The following is a 23,207-nucleotide window of genomic DNA, read 5'->3' as shown; positions in this document are numbered from 1 at the left end:
ACAAACATTCTACACAATGAATCAGAGTGGAGAAAAGGAGGAACAGATATTAATTCGTATCACAGGTCAGGACCGTCCCGGTCTAACCGCATCGGTGATGGGCATCTTGGCCAAGTATGGCGCGCAGGTGCTCGACATTGGCCAGGCCGACATTCACGCAACGCTGTCGCTCGGTGTGCTCATTCGTCTCGACGAGATGCACTCGGGTCAGGTGATGAAGGAACTGCTCTTTAAGACAACCGAGCTGGGAGTGAACATCGGTTTCTCGCCCATTACGGACGAGGAGTATGAAAACTGGGTAAACCATCAGGGCAAGAACCGATACATCTTGACCATGATTGGCCGTTCGCTCTCAGCCCGACAGATTGAGGCCACCACGAAGATCATTGCCCAACAGGGATTGAATATCGACTCCATCCTTCGCCTTTCTGGTCGAATGAGCATCAAGGAGCCGCAGCGCAATGTGCGTGCCAGCATCGAGTTTTCGCTTCGTGGCAACCCGGCCGACCGCGCCACCATGCAGAAGGAACTGATGAACATGTCGCAAGAGATGGCCGTCGACTTCTCGTTCCAGCACGATGACATGTATCGCCGCATGCGCCGACTGATATGTTTCGATATGGATTCAACGCTTATCCAGACCGAGTGTATCGACGAGTTGGCCAAGCGTGCCGGCGTGGGCGACAAGGTGTCGGAAATTACGGCGCGAGCCATGCGTGGTGAGATCGATTTCAAGGAGAGTTTCAAGGAGCGTGTGGCGCTGCTCAAGGGTCTCGACGCCAGCGTGATGAAAGACATCGCCGAGCACATGCCTATCACCGAGGGAACCGACCGCCTGATGAGTGTGCTGAAGACTTGCGGCTATAAGATTGCCATTTTGAGTGGTGGATTCACCTATTTCGGCGAGTATCTTCAGAAGAAATTTGGCGTCGATTACGTGTATGCCAACGAACTGGAGATTGACGAGAATGGCAAATTGACGGGCAATTATCTTGGCGACATTGTGGATGGGCACCGCAAGGCGGAACTGCTCAAGCTCATCGCCCAGGTGGAAAAGGTTAACCTGGCCCAGACCATTGCCGTGGGCGATGGCGTAAACGACCTGCCGATGATTAGCGAGGCTGGTTTGGGCATCGCCTTCCACGCCAAGCCACGTGTGGTGGCCAATGCCCAACAGAGCATCAACACCATGGGTATCGACGGCATCCTTTACTTCCTTGGTTTCAAGGACAGTTATCTGGGTGAGCAGGGAAAGCTCTAAAATCGAATTTTGTCAAGGGTGTGACCAAGGTAGGAAAGGCAGAAAAGACACCGGTCTCTCTGCCTCATTTGGGCGTTTGGACAGTATGTGCCCCATCAGATCGTATGAGGTTCAACTTGACGAAAGTCGTTGAACAATCCTGTGTCGCACAGGGTTTTGCCTCGTCTTAGACCGGGAGGCTCTGTTGGCCTAATGAGAATTGTCCTCGTCTTAGACCAGGAGAAGCAACCCTACGTTTAGAGCATAGCCAAATATCTGTTTTGGAAATGCCCCTTCTTCATAGCGCAACGAAGCGTGCTCATCGATAAGAAGAGCACGCTTCGTTGCGTTATCATCATTATTTTTTCGTGAGGCTTATGGGTCGTTTCCTTTCTCTATAGCCCTGTTAGCGTTTTCTTATTTGCCCTCTTCCAAGGGGAAAAGACCGTAGAGGCTGGCGTCGATCATGTCGGTCACCTTGCGGAAGTCCTCAGGAGTGTCCTCAAAACTGAGCTTGTCGCCATCGATGATGATGAGCTCGCCCTTATAGTTCTTGATCCAATCCTCGTAGCGCTGCTGCAAGCCCGTCAGGTAATCGATGCGGATGCTCTTCTCAAACGACCGTCCGCGCTTCTCAATATGTTTCACCAGTGTGGGGATGGAGCTGCGAATGTAAATCATCAGTTGGGGCAACTTCACCAGCGACATCATCAGATCGAAGAGGTCAGAGTAGTTCTCAAAGTCGCGATCGCTCATGTATCCCTGGTCGTGAAGGTTGGGCGCGAAGATCTTGGCGTCCTCAAAGATGGTGCGGTCCTGGATGATGTTCTCGTCGCTTTGCGAAATCTCCACCACCTCCTTAAATCGTTTGTTAAGGAAATACACCTGGAGGTTGAAGCTCCAACGGTTCATGTCGTGATAGAAATCGTCAAGGTACGGGTTGTTGTCGACGGGTTCGAAACGGGGAGTCCATCCGTATCGTTTTGCCAACATCTTTGTCAGCGTGGTCTTTCCGCTGCCAATGTTTCCTGCTATAGCTATGTGCATAATGCGTATGTATTATCAGATTTTATTAAACAAAGTGTGTTCACGTCCTTCGATCTCAGCCAACTGTGTGTCGATCTGCTTCACAATGTAGGCGAAGTCCTCCCTTGAATGTTGGAAGTCGAGATTGTCGACGTCGATGGTCAACGTGCGTCCGGGATAATGGTTCGTCACGAAATCGTCGTATCTGTCATTGAGATTCTTCAGGTAGTTGAGCTGCATGTTCTGCTCGTAGTCGCGCCCTCGCTTGTGAATGTTGTCCACGAGGTGGGGCACCGACGAACGTAGGTAGATCATTAAGTCGGGCATACGAGCCACCATCATCATCGACTCAAACAAACCCATGTAGGTATCGTAGTCGTTGTCGCTCATGTTTCCCATGTCGTGATTGTTGGCAGTGAAGATGTAAACGCCCTCGTAGATGGAACGGTCTTGCACCACCACCTGTTTCTCATGGTTGATTTCGAGAAGGTCTCTGAATCGTTCTTTTAGGAAAAACACCTCCAGGTTGAGGGCCCAACGCTTCATGTCCTTGTAATAGTCGGAAAGATAGGGGTTGTCGGCCACCGATTCCTTGCGTGGCATCCAACCGTAATGGCGAACCAAGAGGTTGGTGAGCGTGGTCTTTCCCGAGCCGATGTTTCCTGCGATAACTATGTGCACGTGTTACGAATATGTCTTTTATAGGGTTCTTACTATGACGAGTGTGGGGTGGTGTGATGGGTTGTTAATGGCGAAGGGCCAAGTTGTAGTTGTAGTATTTCTGGTTTCCGGTGATGTCTTCCACCTCCTCGATGAAAGGCGGGAAGTTGACATGCTCCTTGTCTGTGATGCCTTTCGTCTCCAGGATGACCAGTCCTTCCAACTGTTTCTCGTAGGTGTCGAGCTCAAAATATTGTCCCTTCCAAATGAAACTTTTGCGTTGTTTGCAAATGGTTTGTCGGTAGGGGTCGGCCTGCGAGAGCAGACTCTCGTAGAGGGCGTTGCTCACCTGTCGCTCCGTTTCCACCTGTTGGTTGGCGTTGAGCGTCTTTGTCGTGGTGTGCACGTTGACCACATTGCCGTTTGCCCATTCCCTCTGTCGGAGGCGAACCTCACTGTCGGGGTCTGAAACCAGGTAGGTCTGCGTGATGTGTGAGTCGATGGAGGAGGGTATTTCGCCCGTTACCTTCACGATATACTTGCGTTCCTCGGTGATGGGCTGTGGCAAACCGAGCACGGCCGATATTTCTTTCAGCACACGGTTGATCTTGGCGTTGAAGTCCTGATGGTTGTTGATGACGCGCAGGTGCGGGTGCTCAGTCCACGCGTTGATAACCTTTTTGTCCAATTCGCGTGCGAGCTCGAGGCCTTCGGTGCGTTCCTTGTTGTTGCTGGTGGTATAGAACTCCTCGGCCCCGTCGGCGGCTGAGACGAGGTGAAGCACGGCGTCGTAACGGTTGCGAAGCTCCAAACTATTGGTGCCGACCAATGAGGTGATCTCCTGCCAAAGATGTGCGTCCATGTAAGCGGATATGTCCATGGCGCCGCGATCGCACACAATCACGGCAGGTTCGTCAACCTGTTCAGCCATCTTGATGAACTTGTCCTCAAGCGCCAGCTGTATTTCGAGGGTTGCTTTTTCGCCTTCGTAGAAGAAGTTTCGGTTCTTTGTAAGGTAGTCCATGCCCGATTGGGCAAAGAGTGTGGGCACCTCAGGGATGGTGAACACCTTGAACCCCATGCTCGAAAAGTGGTCGATGATCTTCACCAAAGCCGTGGTCTTTCCTGCGCAGGGGCCTCCAGTAAGCACAATTTTCTTAATATCTTTCATGATTGTAGGGACATCTCGTTGTGCGGCTCATTCCGTTTCACAAGCTCTTTGATGCTATTTCGTTTAAGTTGAGGTGTTATTGTTTGCATTGGTTGTACCATTCCCTGAGGGCGATCCTGGGTGTACCCAGTTTGACCACAGCGTCCAAGTCGTGTCGAGCGTCACTGATTTTTCTCATTTTGATGCGTATGTCGGCTCGCTCCAGCAGGTAATCGGAGTTGTTGGGGTCGCGTTTTAGGGCCTCGGTGTAGTCGTATTCGGCCAACTCGAGTTGGTTGCGCTCCTTCTCCATGCCCGCTCTTGCCGCCCAAGACACCGCCGAATCGGGGAAGGCCGTTACCAAACGGTTGATGCCATCGAGCGCATCGGTGTAATGCTGGTCCTTCTGGTTGACGAGCGCCAATCCCAGTTGGGCCTCGAAATTGCCAGGAACGATGCGCAGGAGGTTCAGGTAATCGAGTCGTGCAAACTTGTAGCGGCGCAACTTGTCGTTGGCGTAGGCACGATAAAAGAGCCCCGCCACATTGTAGGGCTCTTTCCTAAGCACCTTGTCATACTCATCCTTGGCATACTGCCATTGCTCCAACTGAAGGTTCCACGACGCCTTTCGTAACATCAGGTCGACCGAATCGGGGTGGAACGACAGCGTTTCCATGGCTTGGCGAAGGCTGTCGCGAAGGTTCTCGCGGGTCAGATCGCCGTTGCCCTTCGTCTGCGCCGTCGTAGGAAGGACGGCGGAAACGCATAACAGGAGTGTTGCAACGATGCATTTAAGATATGGTTTTCTCATGAGAGATGCTAATGCTTGAGGTCATATTCGTTATTTGCGGGCATGCTGTCCATTACCCGCAACAAGTCCGTTTCTTTCCAGCCGTCACATGGTGCGTCGCTGGTTTGTGGGCCGTTCAGTATGATCGGGTGGGTTATTCGGCCTTTTTCTGTGCGTTGTATTCGCCAAACGCCTTGTCGAAGGCTTGCAACTGATCGTCGTTTAAGCCACGCTGCAGCAGCACCTTACGTAGACCTTTATAGTAGTTGGCCACCTTCTTGTTTAACGATTTCTTTCCTTTGGCCTTGGCGTAGATGCCGTCCAGGTCGGTCTTCACTTGCGGCATGAGCTCGTCGAGGAACGAAACGTCGGTCGTTGGTGTGGCGTTAGCGGCGTTGGTTCCTACCGATTGGCTGTCGGTGGGGTTGGCCGCATTGGCGTCGATGTTCTCCACCTGCTCCGTCTGAGGTGCATTGGCGGCGTCGTCGGCTTGACTGCGCTGACGGAAAATCCATATGGCAGTAAGCACTACTAAGGCTGCGATGACACCAACCAACGCCAATCCCTTGCGCTTGTTGCCAAATTGTATTCCTCCGCCAGTGTTGCTACCCTCATGATAGTCGGCTCGTGAGCGCTTCTGGTGATTGAGCGCAGAAAGGAACGCATCGATGTCGGGGAAGCGCTCATTGCGCCCAAAGCTGCAACATTCGTCGATCACAGGGCGGTACGAAAGCGGCATGTTGAGATACTTTATCACCTGTCCCAAGGAGAAGATATCGGCTCGCGCATCAAGCGTCACGGTTCCATCCTTGGCCTCTGGGGCAACAAACTTCAAGGTGTCCATGGGTTGTTTCAGTCCGTCGGCATAGCGCTGGCGGAAGTTGAGAATCTTCACGTTGTCGCCCTTGGTGGTCACAAAGATGACTGAAGGCGACAGGGCGGTGTGCACGCAACGACGACCGTGCATGTAATCGAGTGCCTCTGCAATTTGGTTGATGATGGCTTTCTTCTCCTCTTCGCTATGACTCTCGGCAACATAGTCGGACAACGGGCGGCAGTCCTCCCATTCCATGATGATGCATGTGCCCAAGTTTTCGGTCTCTTTGAGCTCAACGTATTTGAAGATGTTCGGATGGTCGAACTCCTTGTAGCGCGCAAAGTCGTTATCCAATACCTTTTTATACTGTGGCCTATCGCGGTAGGCACTCTTCATGCCCAGCGCAATCACTTCATGGTTGGCCTCCTTCAGCACCTTCAGTTCATAGATGCCAGTGGATTTTAAAGCATTCACTTCCGTCATATTTTTTCCTTCCTATTGCGAAAAATGTTTCTGTCGAAAAACTTATCACCGATCCCTGAGTTGCCAAAAGGCCACCGCTGCCGCCGCGCCCACATTGAGCGAGTCGGCCCCGTAGGCCATGGGAATCTTCACGATATAGTCGGATGCGGCGATCGCCTCTTTGGGTAGTCCGTCGCCCTCGGTGCCGAGCACGATGGCTAAGTGGTGCTCAGCCATGAGCTTCGGGTCGTCGAGCGAGGTGGCGTTGGGCGCCAAAGCCATGGCCACCGTCTTGAATCCCATGTCGTTGAGCTGTTGCACAGGTCCGTCGATCCATGTCCAAGGAACCAGGAATACCGATCCCATCGACACCCTGACCGCCCTTCGGTTGAGCGGGTCGCAACTGTCCCGGGTGAGCAATACCGCTCCTATGCCCAAGGCGGCCGCCGATCGGAAGATCGATCCGATATTGGTGGTGTCGGAAACGCCCTGTATCACGGCGATGCGACGCTTGCCTTTGCAGATGTCGGCGGGCGTGGGCATCACCTTTCGGCGCATGGCGCAAAGCACGCCACGCGTCAGTTTGTAGCCCGTTAGCTCTGTCAGCAGCGCCCGATCGCCCGTGTAGACGGGTATGTCGCCAGCCTCTCGTATGATGTCTGCGGCATCGCCCTCGATGTGACGCTCCTCGCAGAGCATCGACAGCGGCTGGAAACCGGCCGCCATGGCCACACGAATGACCTTGGGACTCTCTGCGATGAAGAGTCCGTTGGGATCCGACGCGTCTTGACGAAGTTGGTGATCAGTGAGCCGACTGTAGACTTCTACACCCGGCTCGTCCAACGACTTGATGGTGATAACGGGCATGGTTCTGGAGTTATTTCTAACCGATGGTTATTCGTTGACCTTGTTTCCCTGGGTGTCGATGCGGAAAGTCTCCTCGCCCAGCTTCACCTCCATGGTGCCGCTTGCGATAGAGCCGATCTCGTCGTAGATGGGCTTCACGGTCTCCTTGCCGCTCTTGTCCACCAAGCCATACTTCTCGCCGACCTTCACCAGGGCCAAGTCGGGATAATGCTCGCTGTAGTTCGACTCGATGGCGTCGTACTTGATGGGGCAGATGATGTTGCCCTTCACGTCCACGATACCGTACTTCTTGCCGTCGCTCACGATGGCATAGCCGCCTCTGAACTGACTAACCTCCTGGAACTTACCGCTGCGGCGCAACTTGTCGGCCTGGGCCACGTAGTCGATGTCACCATTTTTATAGTACACATCCGGCTCGTTGTTGGGTTTCAGCACCAAGTAGCTCACGATGGCTACGATGATGATGATTGCGCCAAGGATGATGTTGCGCTTCAACTTGCGTCTGTATTCCTGATCGGCAGCCTCGTTGGCTGCAATCTCCGCCTCCATTTCACGGCGGCGAGCTTCCATTTCTTCTTGTGTCATCTTTTGGGTTTTGAATGATGATTATTGGGCAAAGTTAGTAAAATAATGGTAATTGTGCAAACGAAAGGGGAGAATTGTTTAGCAGCCCTTTCCGTCGAGGCTGCATGAGGGCGCTTCGGGGTCGTATTCGCGCAGCCCCACATCCTCGGGCTTCAGCGTCACGGTACCGTCTTCCAACAGGAAGCAAGGGATGCCTACGTCGCCCACCTCCTTGGCATTGTCGAACGCGGGAGAGGTGTCGCGAAGGTGTATAAACTCGCGCATGTAACGCACATGCTCACCGATATCCAACACTTGGAAACGGTCGTCGCCAGCGATCTGCTCGTCCAAGTAGACGCAATGGGGACAAGTTTTCATTCCATAAATCTTAATCATGGGGCTTGTGGTTATAGGGGTTATTTATTTGTTTTGACGGGCACAACAATCGTCATGATGCTCTTGGCAGGCATGTTGAAATGAAGGTTGCGCTTGTTTTCCGATTGGAAATCGCAGGGTTCAACATCCTGTGTGCGCGTGGTTATATATCCTTGTCCCTTAGTGGGTTGCGCTTTCCCGTTCAACAGATTGATGGAATAGCTCTGCGGCTCCTTTGAAAGATTAAGCGCCACTAAAACGAGTTGCTTCTTGTCGGGACTGATGGCCGCCAAGGTGGAGGGTAGGGAAGTGTCGACAAACGTGTAGCCTACCTTGATGAACTTACTCACTTGCTGGCGAACGCTATAATGCTTCACCTTGCGATAAGTTTGCTTCCCAAAGTCGCAGTCGATCATGCACCACTGGTCGTCGCGCTCAGCCGCATACTGCCAATCGATCCACGCGTCGGGCTGTATGTAACGCTCGTCATCAAACAAGGTTTGTGCCAACCGCAGGTTGCCATCGATGCCGCGTCCGCCAGCACCCACCTCGCTCATCCAGAGCATCTTGCCTGCGCCTCTTGCCACCTGGTTCACGATTTTGCGCGATTCGTTGTCGGCCTTGTAGGTGTGTACGTTCCATTGCCCCACCAAATCGAGCACTCCAGCCTCTTGGTAGGCCTTGATGCCCTTGGCAGAGGTGGCCACCTCTGTCTCATCGGAGGCCGATATGACTGTCTTCAGTCCGGAGGCTTTCAGGATGGGGGAGAGCACCCTCAGGAAAGCAATCTGCGATTCGAAATCGAAATGGCAACCCTCTTGGCTGCCGTTGCGGTTCCAATAGTCGGTCATGGGTTCGTTGAACGGGTCGAGCGTCTTAAACTCAATGCCATACACATCTTTATAGTGTTTGCAAACGTCAACCAGATAGTGGGCAAACTCCTCGTAATACTCAGGTCGAAGATTGTCCTTGTTGGGATCGTCGTTGCCACCCACGCAACCGCTATACGTCATGTAATAGGGGCAACTGTTGGAGAATGCCTCAAAGATGGCATCGGGACGTTTCTGCTTAATCTTCAGCATAATACGACGCTGCGCTAAATCTCTTGTCCAAATATAGTCGCCGTTGGTCGAATCCTTGAATCCTTCCATCTCAGCGCGCAATCCCTTGCCGCGCCCCATGTGGTGAAGGTCGCAGTTGCGGTTGAGCGGATCCTCACCGCCACCAATGTTGTACCGGAAGATGTTGAAGTTGAGCCCGTTGGGACTGACCAGCCAGTCGACCAGCTCATCCACTTTCTCCTCATCCCACTTGCCACACATGTTGGCCCACCAACACAGGCTGACGCCCCAGCCCTCATGGCGTTGGCGCAAGGCCGAGAGGTTTACCGTACCCTCAATCGTATTGGAAGGTTGTGCCGAGAGCGGCAGGGTGCCTAACAGGCATAACACAGAGATAAAAGCGATGCGAATGGATTTCATGTTGCGAATGGATATATGTTCGTTACAAAATTACTAAAAACTATTCGTAATATTTGGTTATGCAGCATCATTTTATGTAATTTTGCAAATAAATTCTTCCATACCATGCAATTTAGTCACGATAGCATAGCTTCCGCTTACGCATTTTTCCATCAGAAATGGCGCGTTTATTCCCAATCGCAACTCGCTTGGCAACAAGACGACATTGAATATGCCATAAGTTCGTATGTCGTTTCGATGGACCCCAATCTCTACGGTGCCTTGTCGAATGGTCGGCCCGATTTCCTGAAGTCGCATGCCACCTTCGCCGCCGATATGGTGGAGGCCATCGATCAACTTGAGTCGTTGTTGGGCGAGTGATCTGTATGTGCTATCTTTTATTCCTCCTGTGGCCAAAGTTGTGCTATTTATCATAACTACCGTTATAGAATTGATAGTTATCATGAGTCTGACGGTGGTTCGCCAAGCCATGAAGCGATTCTGCCGTATAGCAAATACCCTACGGAATAATCAGGACAATCTATATAGCAATCTACACATTTGTTTTGAACGAAAGAAATGTTGGCTGCAAATACGCGATTCACGGGCGTTTTATGTAATGCGCTAACAATCAAACGGTTACCGCTTTGTCTATTCTTTTTCCGTTGAAAATCCTTCGTTTTGTCTTCCGAAAGATGCCTAACGGCGTTGCGATACATGCCCAGACGAGGCACGGAAACTACCTAACCGCACTGCGAAAGATGGTCTTTCGCAAGTCGATACATGCCTAATCCCACTGTCGAGCCTCTTTTTCCACTGTTAAATTCCTCCCAAACGCATTTTTCGCTCTCTATTTGATCTAAAAACAGAGTCCCACTTTTTGGGAACAAAACCTAACAATGGGCATGCGGAGAACCTATGCGTTAGCGGTGTAGTTCTCCACCAAGACTCGCTTGGTTTATCCCATGTAATGAGGTGGAAAAACAAAAAAGCCCAATGCTTCGCATGGCCTCTGTTGCGTAGGAGGTCTACGAAAAGCATTGGACTTTCGATATTTGGGCGAGCCCATCGGCTTTTTAGCCTTGGTGAGTGTCGCGAAGCAGGTCGTTGACGGTCTTCACAGGGTTGAACGTTGAGAGCGGAACCTCTACGAAGATGGTGTTCCAATCGCTCATGGCACCGTTCCACAAGCCCGGCAGCTCCAGGGCTTTCAGCTCACGTCCGTTCTTGCTCTTCGAACTGATGAAGCCCGTCCGGTGGTCAACATATTGGGGAAGGTTGAACGCATGGCCCTTGTAGTCCTTCGTGGCACACACCAGGTCGACGGGGTTGAAATGGGTTCCACTGGTAAACATCTTCATGTAATCGGCATTGTTCTTGTCGATCTGACTGCTCTCCAGGATCTGCAGGCTGACGGTACCATCCTGGTTGTAGGCCAAGAACGGACCACCACCGGGCTCACCAACGTTCTTCACTACGCCGCACACGCGCATGGGTCGGTTGAGCTTGCCCTTCAGATAGCAAACCAGTTCTGCATCCTCGAGCTCCTTGATGTCGGCCTTGCGGCAGCACAAGTCGCGCTGTACGAAGCGGATAATCTCCTCGAGCTTGTCGTGGTTATACTGGCCCGACTCGAGCATACGGAGGTATTCGAACGCCTTGCGTTGCATCTTCACCAACACACCAGCGATGATTTGCTTCCAAAGCACGGTGTCGCCCTTCAGGCGGTCGGGCACCACGTTGTCGATGTTCTTAACGAAGATGATGTCGGCGTCGATGTCGTTGAGGTTTTCGATGAGTGCGCCGTGGCCACCCGGACGGAACAACAGCGAGCCGTCCTCGTTGCGGAACGGGGTGTTGTCGGGGTTGGCGGCGATGGTGTCGGTGCTCGGCTTCTGCTCAGAGAAGGTGATGTCGTACTTCACGCCGAACTTCTTCTCATAGTAATCCTTCTTCTCTGCTACACGTTGCTCAAAGAGTTGCAGGTGATCGTGGCTCACGGTGAAATGGACGTGGGCCTCGCCATTGCTGCTGGCGTAGAGCGCGGCCTCCACCAAGTGTTCCTCCATCGGTGTGCGGGGGCCGTCCTCGTATTGGTGGAACAGAAGCAGGCCCTTGGGCAGTTGACCGTAGTTGAGTCCCTCGGGCTTGAGCATATTGGCCACTACAGCCTTGTAGTTGCCCTCGGCAATCAGGTCCTTGGCGCACGCATCGTTGTTGGCGTGGCATTTCTGGCACAATGCCTTGCGGAACGCAAACTTCTTGATGTTGTCAAAGAAGGTCTTCTCAAACTCGGTCTGGGGTGTATCGTAGTCGGCGCTGAGGAAGGCGAACATGTTCTTGAACATGCGGCTGGCAGCGCCCGATGCGGGCACAAACTTCACCACCTTGTGGCCCTCACGCTTGTAGTCCTCCCATGCCTGCTCGGCCTCTTTCTGGGCGGTTGCGTCGGGTGCGATGATGCCCTTGCCAACGGCAGCAGCGGCCTCGATCTTCAAAAAAGGAAAACCTTCCTTGTGTTGTACGAGCTGTCGCTCCACCTGTTCCACGGTCATGCCGCGGCTCTCAATTTGTTTCTTGTCTGCTTCTGTAAACATTGCGCTTGATATTTTAGTGTTTCCTTTTGTGCAAATTTACCTATAAATTTCGGCTTTTCATGCATCGTGATGGTGCTTTTTCAGCCAATTATAGATAATTTCACATCCATTTAATGGTCAGTACGCGTTGGGTGGTGTTCTTGTTCAAGGCCACCCGGTCGTCGACCCTTCGCCCAACGACCCACACGATGGCTCCGGCGGCGTCTACAAGCACCAGTTGTTGGCGTCGCTCAATCACCGAAACCTTCTGGTCGGTGAGAAAGTCCGACACGAGTTTGCTGTGTTTCATGCCGAAGGGCACAAAGCGGTCGCCTGCCTCCACGGGGCGTAGGGTCAGCGGAAAGGCCACGTTGTCGGCGTCGAGGGTGACGGTGTGTGGGTGCCGCGAGGGTTCCATCGGCCCTTCCGTTTGTTGGAACGAGAAGCGTCTTTCGTGGTTGCCTTGCCGAAGAACGTATGTGCCACACTCAGGAATGTGCATGGCTGGCGTGGCTATCCCCCACTCGTCCTTGTTGATGACGAGTAGATGTTCTCGATCGATGAACGCCACCCATTTGTTGGCAAGCCACATGTTCCCATTTGTTTGGTTATCAACGATTTCGCCCACTTGTGTTCTACGAAAGCCGTAAGGGCTTAAAAGGTGCCAAAGAAGGTGCTCGGGTGAGGGCTGTTGGTGGAGAAGGCGTAGGTCGATATTGAGCGAAACGCCTTCGGTTGTCGTTGGGTTGCAGACCTTTTCAGCCTGGTCGTGGAGTGCCTGATGGATGATGGCATCGGCCTCGCCCAGGTGTTCCGCCATGCGCAAAACATTCTCCTTGACGGCCGGATTGATCTTTTCCAACTGTGGGATGATGTTCAACCGCAGTTTGTTGCGCTGCACCTCGTCTTCAAGATTGGTGTGGTCGGTTACGTAATCCTGCCCCACGGCTTCGAGATATTGCATCACATCGTTGCGCGTGACGCCCAACAGGGGGCGCAGGATGTTGCCGTTGCGCCATCGCATGCCCTGTAACCCACGTAGGCCTGTGCCCCTTACGAGGTTGAGTAGGATGGTCTCCACCTGGTCGTCGCTATGGTGCGCCACACAGATGCCGCGGGCTGCTATGTCCTTGCAAAGTTGGTCGAAATAGCTGTAACGCAGTGTGCGGGCAGCCATTTCGATGGATACTTGATGTAGTTTGGCGTAACCCGCTGTGTCAAAGTGTATTCTGTGCAGTTCGATGCCCATCTTTTTGCACAGTGCTTCACAGAATTTCTCATCTCGGTTGCTCTCTTCTCCGCGTAGGTGAAAGTTGCAATGGGCGGCATGAACGGTATAGCCCAACGACACGAGCACACGCAACAATGCCACGCTGTCGGGACCGCCCGACAATGCCACAACATAAAAGCCGTCACGACACAATAGGTCGCGACGGCTTATGGCGTCTTCAATTTTCCGTTCGAAGGTATGAACCATGTTATGATTGGTGTTGTCCATCATGATGATGGGTTGTCATTCTACATACAGAACCAGTCCTTTTAAGTATTCGCCCTCGGGGTGATAGATGTTGATGGGATGGTCGGCGGGCTGGTGGAGCTGGTGGATGATGCGAACCTTTCGGCCGCTTTGCGCTGCGGCGGTGAACACCGCACTGCGGAACTGGTCTTTGCTGACAGCCTGCGAGCAACTAAACGTGAAGAGCAGGCCGCCTTCCTTGACGAGACGTATGCCCTTGGCGTTGAGACGTATGTAACCCTTCAGGGCGTTGTGCAGGGCTGCGCGATGCTTGGCAAAGGCTGGCGGGTCGAGCACAACGATGTCGTATTTGTCTTTCTTTTCCTCCAGGAAACGGAACGCGTCCTCGCAATAGGCTTCGTGGCGCGGGTCGCCCGGAAAGTTCAGGCCGATGTTGTTGTTGGTGATTTCGATGGCCTTGGCGCTGCTATCCACCGAGTGAACACATTTGGCACCGCCTCTCATGGCGTAAACGGAGAAGCCGCCCGTGTAGCAGAACATGTTGAGCACCGTCTTGTCCTTGGAATAATGCTCGAGCAAGGAGCGGTTCTCGCGCTGGTCGACGAAGAATCCAGTCTTTTGGCCGCGAAGCCAATCGACGTGGAACTTCAGGCCGTTCTCCACGGCGATGTCGTCGTCGGTGTGGCCGAAAATGAAGCCGTCCTCCTCTTCAAGGTGGGCTTTGTAGGGAAGGGTCGTCTCGCTCTTGTAGTAGACTTGCTGGATGCGGCCGCCCATGACGTCGGTGAGCGCCTGGCAGATGTCCATGCGGTTGAGGTGCATGCCTACGCTATGTGCCTGCATCACGGCCGTTGATCCATAACAATCGATGACCAAGCCGGGCAACCAGTCGCCTTCGCCATGCACAAGGCGGTAGGTGTTGTTCTCTGGGTTGTCGGCAATGCCGATATGGCAACGCATGGTTATGGCAGCCGCAAGGCGCTCACGCCAAAACGATTGGTCGATGGTAATATCGCTGAACGACAGCACACGAACGGCGATGCTGCCCACCTGATAATGGCCTACAGCGATAAAATCGCCCGTACTGGCGATCACGCGAACCGTCTCGCCCTCCTGAATGCCGGCGTCAGCATGGTGGATGGCACCCGAGAAAACCCACGGATGGAAGCGCAGAAGCGACTCCTCCTTACCTCTTTTCAGATATATGCTTTTGTACATGGACAGTTATTGTTCTTCTTTTTGTTTCTTTTTTGTCTTCTTCTTGCCTTCTTCGCTGGCTATCTTGGGAGCGGGCTCCTCAGGCTCGGGCACTCGTATCAACTCGTACTCCTGAGTTTCTTTCAGTCGAAGAATCTCCTCGTAAAGCAGGATGCAGCTCCAAGCGTCGATGGCGGCGTACTGACGTTGCTTGGTGTCGAGCAGCGGAGCCTCCCAGTTGGATAGGCGTTGGCGCTTGGAAATCTTCTGGTGGAACAGGTTGGCGAACAACTTTTGCAGGCTCAGGTCTTCGATGCCCAAGGTCGGAACGACGTCTTGCAGGTCGATGAACAGGCCCGGCTGGAACGGTTCGCGTGCCTCAAGACCCCTGAGGTCGTCGTGCCACGAGAGGCCGACCTTCTTCACCGTGGTGTCTTCCAACAGTTGCTTGATGGCCGGCGTGATGCCTGTGAGGTTGAGGCGGAACAGGAAACAAGTGTCGCGGTTCGACACTTGGAGCAATGATACCTGATGATGCTCGCCTTTATGGAAGGCGGGCTTGGTCTCTGTGTCTACCCCGAGGATATCGCTCGACAGGAGATAATCGACGGCTTTCTGTGTTTCACCCGGCGAAATAATGGAGATAATTCGTCCAGGAAACGTTACTTGTGGCAAGCCGGTGATGGCTTTCTTGTCGAACTTATTGTAAATGGTCTTCTTCATTGCTCTATGTATCAGCGTGCAAAAGTATAAAAAAGATATGAAATATTCCTAAAAATGCGCTACAAAATCATCGGTTCCTTACACAAAAGGTGTTACCATGCTTGTTTCGTAGGATGTTTGTCGATTTATGGGACGGTTTGTCAGGGCTGTGTGTTGGGAGTTTTAGGCTTTCTCAAACGGAGTGACGAGCTCGAACGTGTTTTCTTTCATCAAATTATGAAAGTTCAGTAGGATTTGTTTTGGTTTTACGGTAAAATCCACTAATTTTGCAGAAAATAAACGATCATCAATAATGGGGAAAAAGAAAACTGAGAGCAAGTCGAAATCGTTCGCCTATGCTATCGGATTACGAAATATTTTAGAGAGCGAGACCACAGGATTCTTCACAGGACTTTTTTTGCTTGCCTTGGCTGTGATAACCATCATTGCCATGGTGTCGTATCTCTATACCGGGCAGGCCGACCAGAGTGTTCTTGAGAGCATGCGACCGGGAGAATGGCTCAACCAGCACCATGAATTCGCCAATTATGGCGGTTCCATCGGTGCGCTGACGTCGTACTACCTCATGACGGTCAACTTCGGATTCCCGGCTTTCATCATACCGTTCTTCATTATTCTTGCAGCCCTGAAGCTCATGCATGTGTATAGCGTGAACCTCTGGAAGTGGTTTCTTTGCCTCGCTGTCATCATGATTTGGAGTTCGGTGGCGTTGGCTACGTTCCTCTCTCCCTTTGCGGGCGACATGGTGTTCAACCCCGGCGGTGCCCACGGATTGTTCTGCAAGCAGTTTCTCGAGAATCTGATTGGCCCTCCGGGACTGACGGCGGTTCTCCTGATAGTGGCCTTGGCGTTCCTCACCTACCTCACTTCTGAGACCATTGAAGTGGTAAGAAAGGCGTTGAATCCCGTGAAATACATTCGTAATAAGGTGAAGTTCACGGTTACGGATAAGACCGGCGACGATGCCGATGATGATGTGTCGACCTTCGATGGGTATGTTGAGGAGGAAACTGTTGTCAACCATGCAGCGACCCAGGAGGAGGACGAAGCGCCGCGTGTGGTGGATCTTACCGACACTACGCAAGGTCAACAGCCTAATAGTGCCGCCGAACCGGGCGACACACTGCACGTCACCAATGCCAATGAAGTGAAGGGCGACGATACCACCTTGGTCATAGAGAAAACCAAGCAGGAAGACGAGGCTACAGGAAATATCGTGGGTGAAGAGGACAAATCGCAGGCACCCATCAATCCTTGGGATCCTTTTACAAAGTATAAGTTCCCTGCGTTGACTCTCCTGAAGCGTTACGACACCAACGCCAGCATCGATATGGATGAAATTAAGGCCAACAACGCTCGTATCATCGAGGTGCTCAACAGCTTTGGTGTGCAGATTAGTCGCATCAACGCCACGGTGGGTCCCACCGTCACCTTATATGAAATAACGCCCGCTGAAGGTGTGCGCATCAGTAAGATTCGTGGCTTGGAGGCCGACATCGCGCTGAGTTTGTCGGCCCTTGGCATTCGTATCATCGCTCCTATTCCAGGAAAGGGCACCATTGGCATTGAGGTTCCAAACAAGAATCCGCAGATTGTGTCGATGGAGAGCGTGCTCAATTCCAAGAAGTTCCAAACCACCAAGATGGCCCTTCCAATGGCGCTCGGTAAGACCATCACCAATGAGGTGTTTATGGTTGACCTTGCGAAGATTCCCCATCTGCTCGTTGCTGGTGCCACGGGTATGGGTAAATCGGTGGGCTTGAACGCCATCATCACCTCTCTTCTCTATAAGAAGCACCCAAATGAGTTGAAGTTTGTGTTGGTCGACCCGAAGAAGGTGGAGTTCAGCGTGTATAGCCGAATCACGTCGCATTACATGGCGGCCCTTCCCGAGAATGAGGAGGAGCCTATCATTACCGATGTGCAGAAGGTGGTGCGTACGCTCAATTCGCTCTGCAAGCTGATGGATCACCGCTATGATCTGTTGAAGAAGGCGCAGGTGAAGAAGATCGATGAGTATAACGATAAGTTCATTCACCACAAGCTGAAGCTCACCGACGGACACGAATACATGCCTTATATCGTGGTCATCATCGATGAGTTTGGCGACCTGATCATGACCGCTGGCAAGGAGATCGAGCTTCCTATTGCCCGCATCGCGCAGTTGGCGCGTGCAGTAGGCATACACATGATCATCGCTACCCAGCGCCCGACCACCAAGATTATCACGGGTAACATCAAGGCCAACTTCCCTGGTCGTATGGCGTTCCGTGTGGCCTCGCAGATCGACTCGCGAACCATTCTCGATCGTACAGGTGCCGAACAACTGGTGGGACGTGGCGACATGCTCTTCCTTTCGGGAGGCGACCCGGTGCGTGTGCAGTGTGCCTTTATCGACACGCCTGAGATTGAGGGTGTCAATGAGCATATCGAGGCGCAGGCCGGTCCGGTCGAACCGATGGAACTGCCTGAGCCCGACGACCCGCAAGGTGGTGTTGGCGGACCCAGCGGTGACTCCAACTTGGGAAGCCTCGACCCGTTCTTCGATGAGGCGGCACGTGCCATCGTCATCACGCAGCAGGGCTCAACCAGTATGATTCAGCGCCGATTCTCCATAGGTTACAACCGTGCGGGCCGACTGATGGACCAGTTGGAGGCCGCAGGCATTGTGGGTGCCGCACAGGGATCGAAGCCTCGTGAGGTGCTTATAGCCGACGAAAACACGCTCAATGTGACCCTTGCGCAGGTTCATGGCGCCCGGGGATAAGCGTTAAAGCTATTTAAAGAAAGTAACAAATGGCCATGTTGGGACGTTTGCTTCTTACAACCAAACATTAATTATCATGAAGAAATCGATCATTATTCTGCTCTTGGCAGCTTTGCAAACCATAGGAACGTATGCGCAAAACCCTGCGCTGGCTTGTAAGGTGCTCGATAAAACGGCGGCCATCGTAGGAAACAAGAGAGGCGCATCGGCGCATTTCAAACTGTCGGGTGCGAAGATGGGAACGGCCTCGGGAACCATCGCCATCAAGGGCAGCATGTTTCACGCAAGAACCTCGCAGGCTATTGTGTGGTACAATGGCAAGACTCAGTGGAGCTACCTGAAGTCGACCAATGAGGTGAATGTTTCCAATCCCTCCGACGCACAGCGCATGCGCATGAACCCATACGCCTTTATCACCATGTATAAGAGTGGTTATAAGCTTGGCGTAACGACTAAAGGCTCCAACTATGTGGTACACATGGTGGCGCAAAACAGCAGGAAGTCTGTCAAGGAGATTTACCTGACGGTTAATAGCAAGAGTTATGTACCCCGTACCATCAAGGTGAAGGAGGGCAGTTCATGGATGACCATCACTCTCTCGCAGTTCCAAACCAAGAACATTCCCAATAGCACCTTCATTTTCAAACAGAAGGAATTCCCTTCGGCTGAGGTTATCGACCTGAGATAAAACATCACTCCCATGACACGCAACACTCAAACGCAACGCCTCTCTTTCTTTGCTCTGTTCAAACTGTTGAGGCAACACCGTAAGTTGGCCGAGCGCCGCGACCCCATGTTCTACACCAACAAAGCGGCTCGATGGATTATTGGAGTTGTCATGGGATTGATGATGCTTTATCTCCTGATGTTTGCAATCCTTTTTGCTCTTGGTGCCAACGAATCGAAAAGCCATACGGCATTGGAGTTTATCTTCGGTGTGATGCCGTTCATTCTCTCCATCGATTTTGGAGTAAGGTTTATCGGGCAACAAACTCCTTCGCAAATCATCAAGCCTTATGTGCTGCTGCCCATACCTCGCTATGCGTGCATTGATAGCTTCGTTATCAACTCTCTCATGAGTTGGGGCAACCTTCTTTGGTTTGTTATGTTGGTGCCCTACTGCCTTATGTCGGTAGTGTTTAGCTATGGATTTGGGGCCTCACTGTCTCTGTTGTTGCTCTATTACCTGCTAATTTTGGCCGATAGCCAATGGTATTCCATCTGCCGTACGCTGGTGGTGGGTAGCCCATTGTGGTGGGTGCTGCCCATACTGGTATATTTGGGAGTCTATAGTGTGTGGATCGTTACGGACTTCAACACCTTCACCAACTTCTATTCTTCAATAGGACGTGGCCTCGAGCATGGCAACCTCCTACCCCATCTGGTGGCACTGGTGTTGCTTGTAAGCCTGTCACTTGTAAACCGCCGTCTCCAATATAATAATGTGTGGCGCGAGATGGGCAAACAAAAGGTGACGAAGATGAAGACGGTGAGCCATTTCACCGCGCTCGATCGATTCGGCGAGATTGGCGAATACCTGAAGATAGAGATCAAATCGCTCATGCGCAATAAGAACCCACGAAAGTCGTTTACCTTCGCGGTGGTCATTGTGTTGATCCTGAGTCTATTGGTGTCGTTTACCGACATCTACGACTCTGCGGCCATGACCAACTTCTGGTGCTTCTATAATTATGTGGTGTTTGGTGCCATGTTGCTCATCCGCATCATGTCGTACGAGGGTAATTACATCGACGCACTGATGGTGCATAAGGAGAATATCCTGAAACTTCTTACGGCCAAGTATTATTTCTTCTGTGGCTTGTTGGTGTTTCCTTTCATACTGATGATTCCTATGGTAGTGGTAGGTAAGTGGAACATCTTGATGCTCTTTTCGTATGGCATCTTTACGGCAGGATTTCAATATTTCATCCTCATGCAGTTGGCTGTGTACAACAAGCAGAAGCTTCCCCTCAATGAGAACTTCATCAGCAAGTCGGGTGTGGAGAACAATTACATACAAGTGGTTGTCCAGATGGTGACGTTCATTGTGCCCATGGTAGTTATCTCCATCTTGGAAGCGCTATTAAAGGAAGAGGTGGCATGGCTTATCATGATGGCCATAGGCTTGGGGTTCATTTCCACACATAAGTTGTGGTTGGCCAACATCTATCGTAGGATGATGAAACGCAAGTACGAACACTTGATGGCGTTCCACGCATAACACATAAAAATCCCTTGCCACACATTGGGAAGCGTTACCGCTTCGGTGGCAAGGGATCTTTTGTTTTTGCTTACTAAAGGGTTTATCGCTCTATGGCTTACCCTTTTACACCCGATCGGTCCTTAGGTTTCAATTCTCGTCATGGGTTGACTTGTGCAGGTTGCGACAAGCGCTTTGAAGGCATAGCGAGCTTTGACAAAACACGCATGGAAGCACAACACTGATAGAATCGCTGGCAAGGGCTGAATGGAAACGATGATGTCCCTATACTCTTTCTTTCTCGATCTTATGCCTGATCGGTGTTTAACCAATCGGTCAGGATACGTTTGTAGTTGTCGGTTTGGTCGATGAATGTCATGTGACGTGCTCCATCAAGTAGCTCCCAGCGAGCGTTGGGAATGCCATCGTACATGGCCTTGGCTACAAGAGGTGTACACTCGTCGTTGGTTCCGCTAATGACGAGCGTGCGTTGGGTGATCTCCCCCAGTCGGTCGGTGTACTCAAAATTCTTGAGCGTGCCTGTCGGGGTGTATTCATTGGGGCCCCATGCCACAACATAAGACTCCAGTCCAAAGCGTTTCTTGCGACGGAAACACTCGGGCGACTCCTCGTTGATCTCATCGGCATGCAGCGCCGTGTAGTGGTCGTTGGCCTTCAGGTAGTCGGGGTCGTCGTAGTTGCCCGTGGCCACTGCACGTGCAATGGCTCTCTGCTCTTCTTCAGGCATAAATGAGATGAGGCGTTGCTGCTCGCGTCCCCATAGGGAACTCGACGACAGTGTGCTCGATAGGATGATTGATTCGATACCTTGGGGCTGACGATCGATGAGGTAACCAATGATGAGCATGCCACCCCACGATTGGCCCAACAGGTGAACGTGGTCGAGGCCCAAATGCTCACGCAGGGCGTCGAGCTCGTCTTGCCATGTCTGTAGGTTCCACAACTCGGGGTGCCCCTCAACATAACTTTCTCCGCAACCTATCTGATCGTAGCTGATAACCTGCCGACCCGTAGTAAGGGCGAGCTCGTCGAGCACCTCAAAATAGTTGTGGGTGGAACCTGGTCCGCCATGCAGAAGCAGCAGAGGCGCCTTATCGGTCTTCTCGCCCACTATGCGATAGTAAGTCTCAAAACCTCTAAAGGGCATCTTGCCCGTAACTACTTTCAGTGGGCTATGGCATGCCGGGGCGTTGTTGTTTGATGATGGATTCATAATGTATGGATTATCTGATAAAGGCCATTGGTGTCCACGGCTCCTTCTCGGGTCGCTCGCTGGTTGGCTCTCCATGAAATTTCTTCAGCATCCAAGCCATGTTATGCGCCATGGTTCTCATGGTTTGCATGCCTTCCACGTCTTGTGAGGCTTGGCCTGGCTCCCGTCCATATGCGATGTTCCAATACTGCGAAGTGACAATGGGCATGTTCATCATCTCAAACATCATGTTGAGCGACTGGTAAGAAGTGTCAGCACCTCCGCGGCGACACACGCAAACGCTGGCCACTGGTTTATACGAGAATGCTGCGCCATTGCTATAAAGAAGGCGTTGGATGAGCGAAACGGCGCTGCCATTGGGCTGACCATAATAAACGGGAGCACCAAAGACGAATGCGTCAGCCTCCAGGGCCTTGGCTGATATGGTGTTCACCATGTCGTTGTTGAACGCACAACGGTGCTCCTCGGGATGCTGTTTGCACCAATTGCAAGCGATGCAACCTCCAATGGGCTTGCTGCCAATCTCTATGATTTCTGTTTCGATGCCCTCCTGGTTGAGGGTCTTTGCCACTTCGCTCAGGGCTGTGAATGTGTTTCCTTCGCGCCTCGGGCTGGCGCTTACCAATAGTACTTTCATGAATGGTTTTGTATAAAGTAAATATCAAATGGCAGTCGTAACCATATTGACAATCAATATGTTACGACTGCATACATTGTTATGCTATATCAATCCTTTAATGAGTAGGTAACGGTTGTTACCACTCTCACACGCTTAATCCAAGGTGTGTTTTCATCGCGGTTGTCGATAGAGAACTGGCCTTGGTCGGCACTGACGATCTTGTTGAGCTTCGACTGACTGTTCTTGGCGAATTGCTGCGCCGTCTGTTGGGCGTTCTCTATGGCCTCGCTCATCATTTTTGGCTTCATCTTCCTAAACGACTGTAGCTCGTAGGTTATCTGATTGCTATAGTCGCCTGCAACGATGGCCACACCTTGCTTGAGCAGCTCGCCCTGCCGTGATATGATTTCTCTAACCCTATCAACATGTTTCGATGTGACCGTGATGGTCAGCGTGATGTTGTAACGATAGGGCTTGTTGTTGCTACTATACTGATCAGCTGAGAGATCCACCACCTGCGGTGCGTTGATGGTTATCTCATCGGCAGTAATTCCATTGGCCATGAGAAACCGTTTGATGGTTTGTTGCTTCGAAGCAATGCGGTTATACAGTTCTGGCAGGTCGTTGCCCAGCTCCTTCGAAACGATGGGCCATGTAATTTTATCGGCCTTCACCTCCGTCTCGGCAAGTCCTTTGACGGTTACCTTGCGGTCTTTCTCCGTGAAATTATCTATGCCAGCCTTCAGGAACATGCCCAAGACCACGATGCCAATCGCTATGATGGCAGCGCTAATAATTTTTTCCTTCTCTTTCATAGTTGTCGATATTTAGAATTACGTACGCAAATATACGGAAAGAAAAGTTTATTTGCAATAGGCAAACCCCTAATAATCTATGGGAACTCCCTATTTTATTGAATATTCACGTTTGGGCCAATGAGATCATGAGAGTAATAGGTTCCGATAATCATACGTGCCTGTTGGGAAAGGCTTTACGCCCCTAC

At 51.9% G+C, this 23,207-nt stretch carries 21 protein-coding genes; 5 read left to right on the top strand and 16 right to left on the bottom strand.

Annotated features, from left to right (window positions below):
• The first annotated feature begins 16 nt into the window (after positions 1-16).
• Positions 17-1,261, top strand: a complete 1,245-nt coding sequence (gene serB, locus KM934_RS01845) for a phosphoserine phosphatase SerB (RefSeq protein ID WP_215758913.1) — start codon at positions 17-19, stop codon at positions 1,259-1,261.
• 396 nt (positions 1,262-1,657) lie between these two features.
• On the opposite strand, the gene KM934_RS01840 is transcribed toward serB, so the two are convergent.
• The 9 genes from KM934_RS01840 to KM934_RS01800 form a co-directional block, all read right to left on the bottom strand.
• On the bottom strand, positions 1,658-2,287 hold the full coding sequence (locus KM934_RS01840) for a deoxynucleoside kinase (RefSeq protein ID WP_215758912.1): 630 nt from the start codon (positions 2,285-2,287) through the stop codon (positions 1,658-1,660).
• A gap of 15 nt (positions 2,288-2,302) precedes the next feature.
• On the bottom strand, positions 2,303-2,947 hold the full coding sequence (locus KM934_RS01835; protein ID WP_215758911.1) for a deoxynucleoside kinase: 645 nt from the start codon (positions 2,945-2,947) through the stop codon (positions 2,303-2,305).
• 64 nt (positions 2,948-3,011) lie between these two features.
• Positions 3,012-4,097 carry an AAA family ATPase gene (locus tag KM934_RS01830; RefSeq protein ID WP_215758910.1) on the bottom strand — a complete coding sequence of 362 codons (1,086 nt, stop codon included), beginning with the start codon at positions 4,095-4,097 and terminating at the stop codon, positions 3,012-3,014.
• A 76-nt stretch (positions 4,098-4,173) separates the two neighbouring features.
• The gene (locus tag KM934_RS01825; protein ID WP_215758909.1) at positions 4,174-4,887 is read right to left on the bottom strand and encodes a tetratricopeptide repeat protein; all 714 of its coding nucleotides are present in this window, start codon (positions 4,885-4,887) and stop codon (positions 4,174-4,176) included.
• A gap of 133 nt (positions 4,888-5,020) precedes the next feature.
• On the bottom strand, positions 5,021-6,166 hold the full coding sequence (locus KM934_RS01820) for a protein kinase domain-containing protein (RefSeq protein WP_215758908.1): 1,146 nt from the start codon (positions 6,164-6,166) through the stop codon (positions 5,021-5,023).
• 45 nt (positions 6,167-6,211) lie between these two features.
• On the bottom strand, positions 6,212-7,012 hold the full coding sequence (locus KM934_RS01815) for a TrmH family RNA methyltransferase (protein WP_215758907.1): 801 nt from the start codon (positions 7,010-7,012) through the stop codon (positions 6,212-6,214).
• A 27-nt stretch (positions 7,013-7,039) separates the two neighbouring features.
• Positions 7,040-7,597 carry a WG repeat-containing protein gene (locus tag KM934_RS01810; RefSeq protein WP_215758906.1) on the bottom strand — a complete coding sequence of 186 codons (558 nt, stop codon included), beginning with the start codon at positions 7,595-7,597 and terminating at the stop codon, positions 7,040-7,042.
• 78 nt (positions 7,598-7,675) lie between these two features.
• A complete protein-coding gene (locus KM934_RS01805) occupies positions 7,676-7,972 on the bottom strand; it encodes a glutaredoxin-related protein (RefSeq protein ID WP_215758905.1) in 297 nt (98 codons plus the stop codon).
• Between the two features lie 20 nt (positions 7,973-7,992).
• A complete protein-coding gene (locus tag KM934_RS01800; protein WP_215758904.1) occupies positions 7,993-9,432 on the bottom strand; it encodes a glycoside hydrolase family 30 protein in 1,440 nt (479 codons plus the stop codon).
• Between the two features lie 105 nt (positions 9,433-9,537).
• Between KM934_RS01800 and KM934_RS01795 the strand changes: the two genes are divergently transcribed.
• On the top strand, positions 9,538-9,792 hold the full coding sequence (locus tag KM934_RS01795) for a hypothetical protein (RefSeq protein ID WP_215758903.1): 255 nt from the start codon (positions 9,538-9,540) through the stop codon (positions 9,790-9,792).
• 695 nt (positions 9,793-10,487) lie between these two features.
• Here the strand turns inward: KM934_RS01795 and KM934_RS01790 are convergent.
• The 4 genes from KM934_RS01790 to KM934_RS01775 form a co-directional block, all read right to left on the bottom strand.
• A complete protein-coding gene (locus tag KM934_RS01790; RefSeq protein WP_215758902.1) occupies positions 10,488-12,008 on the bottom strand; it encodes a DUF4301 family protein in 1,521 nt (506 codons plus the stop codon).
• A 100-nt stretch (positions 12,009-12,108) separates the two neighbouring features.
• Positions 12,109-13,488 (bottom strand): tRNA lysidine(34) synthetase TilS, encoded by a 1,380-nt coding sequence (gene tilS / locus KM934_RS01785; RefSeq protein WP_252344849.1) that lies wholly within the window; start codon positions 13,486-13,488, stop codon positions 12,109-12,111.
• A gap of 12 nt (positions 13,489-13,500) precedes the next feature.
• Positions 13,501-14,682, bottom strand: coding sequence for a class I SAM-dependent rRNA methyltransferase (locus KM934_RS01780; protein WP_215758901.1), 1,182 nt, complete (start codon positions 14,680-14,682; stop codon positions 13,501-13,503).
• 6 nt (positions 14,683-14,688) lie between these two features.
• Positions 14,689-15,384 carry a 3'-5' exonuclease gene (locus KM934_RS01775; protein ID WP_215758900.1) on the bottom strand — a complete coding sequence of 232 codons (696 nt, stop codon included), beginning with the start codon at positions 15,382-15,384 and terminating at the stop codon, positions 14,689-14,691.
• A gap of 292 nt (positions 15,385-15,676) precedes the next feature.
• Between KM934_RS01775 and KM934_RS01770 the strand changes: the two genes are divergently transcribed.
• From KM934_RS01770 to KM934_RS01760, 3 genes are all read left to right on the top strand, one after another.
• The gene (locus KM934_RS01770; RefSeq protein WP_215758899.1) at positions 15,677-18,151 is read left to right on the top strand and encodes an FtsK/SpoIIIE family DNA translocase; all 2,475 of its coding nucleotides are present in this window, start codon (positions 15,677-15,679) and stop codon (positions 18,149-18,151) included.
• A gap of 76 nt (positions 18,152-18,227) precedes the next feature.
• On the top strand, positions 18,228-18,839 hold the full coding sequence (locus KM934_RS01765) for a LolA-like putative outer membrane lipoprotein chaperone (RefSeq protein ID WP_215758898.1): 612 nt from the start codon (positions 18,228-18,230) through the stop codon (positions 18,837-18,839).
• A gap of 12 nt (positions 18,840-18,851) precedes the next feature.
• A complete protein-coding gene (locus KM934_RS01760; RefSeq protein WP_215758897.1) occupies positions 18,852-20,372 on the top strand; it encodes a DUF5687 family protein in 1,521 nt (506 codons plus the stop codon).
• 286 nt (positions 20,373-20,658) lie between these two features.
• Here KM934_RS01760 and pepI read toward each other — a convergent pair whose 3' ends face one another.
• The 3 genes from pepI to KM934_RS01745 all read right to left on the bottom strand — a co-directional run bounded on the left by pepI (position 20,659) and on the right by KM934_RS01745 (position 23,019).
• Positions 20,659-21,585: a proline iminopeptidase gene (pepI, locus tag KM934_RS01755; RefSeq protein ID WP_252344848.1), complete on the bottom strand. Its 927-nt coding sequence runs from the start codon at positions 21,583-21,585 to the stop codon at positions 20,659-20,661.
• Between the two features lie 10 nt (positions 21,586-21,595).
• On the bottom strand, positions 21,596-22,222 hold the full coding sequence (locus KM934_RS01750) for a flavodoxin family protein (RefSeq protein WP_215758896.1): 627 nt from the start codon (positions 22,220-22,222) through the stop codon (positions 21,596-21,598).
• Between the two features lie 89 nt (positions 22,223-22,311).
• On the bottom strand, positions 22,312-23,019 hold the full coding sequence (locus tag KM934_RS01745) for an SIMPL domain-containing protein (RefSeq protein ID WP_215758895.1): 708 nt from the start codon (positions 23,017-23,019) through the stop codon (positions 22,312-22,314).
• Positions 23,020-23,207 lie beyond the last annotated feature (188 nt).

The sequence above is a fragment of the Hallella faecis genome, from assembly GCF_018789675.1.
Lineage (GTDB): Bacteria > Bacteroidota > Bacteroidia > Bacteroidales > Bacteroidaceae > Prevotella > Prevotella faecis.
The sequence above is the reverse complement of the archived record's forward strand: the minus strand, read 5'-3'. Positions and strand labels throughout refer to the sequence as shown.

Bases quoted from the DNA above. Each gene is read 5' to 3' on its own strand.
- tilS (WP_252344849.1), bottom strand. From the start codon at position 13,488: ATGATGGACAACACCAATCATAACATGGTTCATACCTTCGAACGGAAA.
- KM934_RS01790 (WP_215758902.1), bottom strand. From the start codon at position 12,008: ATGTTTACAGAAGCAGACAAGAAACAAATTGAGAGCCGCGGCATGACC.
- KM934_RS01770 (WP_215758899.1), top strand. From the start codon at position 15,677: ATGGGGAAAAAGAAAACTGAGAGCAAGTCGAAATCGTTCGCCTATGCT.
- KM934_RS01760 (WP_215758897.1), top strand. From the start codon at position 18,852: ATGACACGCAACACTCAAACGCAACGCCTCTCTTTCTTTGCTCTGTTC.
- pepI (WP_252344848.1), bottom strand. From the start codon at position 21,585: ATGAATCCATCATCAAACAACAACGCCCCGGCATGCCATAGCCCACTG.
- KM934_RS01840 (WP_215758912.1), bottom strand. From the start codon at position 2,287: ATGCACATAGCTATAGCAGGAAACATTGGCAGCGGAAAGACCACGCTG.
- KM934_RS01825 (WP_215758909.1), bottom strand. From the start codon at position 4,887: ATGAGAAAACCATATCTTAAATGCATCGTTGCAACACTCCTGTTATGC.
- KM934_RS01815 (WP_215758907.1), bottom strand. From the start codon at position 7,012: ATGCCCGTTATCACCATCAAGTCGTTGGACGAGCCGGGTGTAGAAGTC.
- KM934_RS01765 (WP_215758898.1), top strand. From the start codon at position 18,228: ATGAAGAAATCGATCATTATTCTGCTCTTGGCAGCTTTGCAAACCATA.
- KM934_RS01805 (WP_215758905.1), bottom strand. From the start codon at position 7,972: ATGATTAAGATTTATGGAATGAAAACTTGTCCCCATTGCGTCTACTTG.
- KM934_RS01795 (WP_215758903.1), top strand. From the start codon at position 9,538: ATGCAATTTAGTCACGATAGCATAGCTTCCGCTTACGCATTTTTCCAT.
- KM934_RS01745 (WP_215758895.1), bottom strand. From the start codon at position 23,019: ATGAAAGAGAAGGAAAAAATTATTAGCGCTGCCATCATAGCGATTGGC.
- KM934_RS01810 (WP_215758906.1), bottom strand. From the start codon at position 7,597: ATGACACAAGAAGAAATGGAAGCTCGCCGCCGTGAAATGGAGGCGGAG.
- KM934_RS01750 (WP_215758896.1), bottom strand. From the start codon at position 22,222: ATGAAAGTACTATTGGTAAGCGCCAGCCCGAGGCGCGAAGGAAACACA.
- serB (WP_215758913.1), top strand. From the start codon at position 17: ATGAATCAGAGTGGAGAAAAGGAGGAACAGATATTAATTCGTATCACA.
- KM934_RS01830 (WP_215758910.1), bottom strand. From the start codon at position 4,097: ATGAAAGATATTAAGAAAATTGTGCTTACTGGAGGCCCCTGCGCAGGA.
- KM934_RS01820 (WP_215758908.1), bottom strand. From the start codon at position 6,166: ATGACGGAAGTGAATGCTTTAAAATCCACTGGCATCTATGAACTGAAG.
- KM934_RS01775 (WP_215758900.1), bottom strand. From the start codon at position 15,384: ATGAAGAAGACCATTTACAATAAGTTCGACAAGAAAGCCATCACCGGC.
- KM934_RS01780 (WP_215758901.1), bottom strand. From the start codon at position 14,682: ATGTACAAAAGCATATATCTGAAAAGAGGTAAGGAGGAGTCGCTTCTG.
- KM934_RS01800 (WP_215758904.1), bottom strand. From the start codon at position 9,432: ATGAAATCCATTCGCATCGCTTTTATCTCTGTGTTATGCCTGTTAGGC.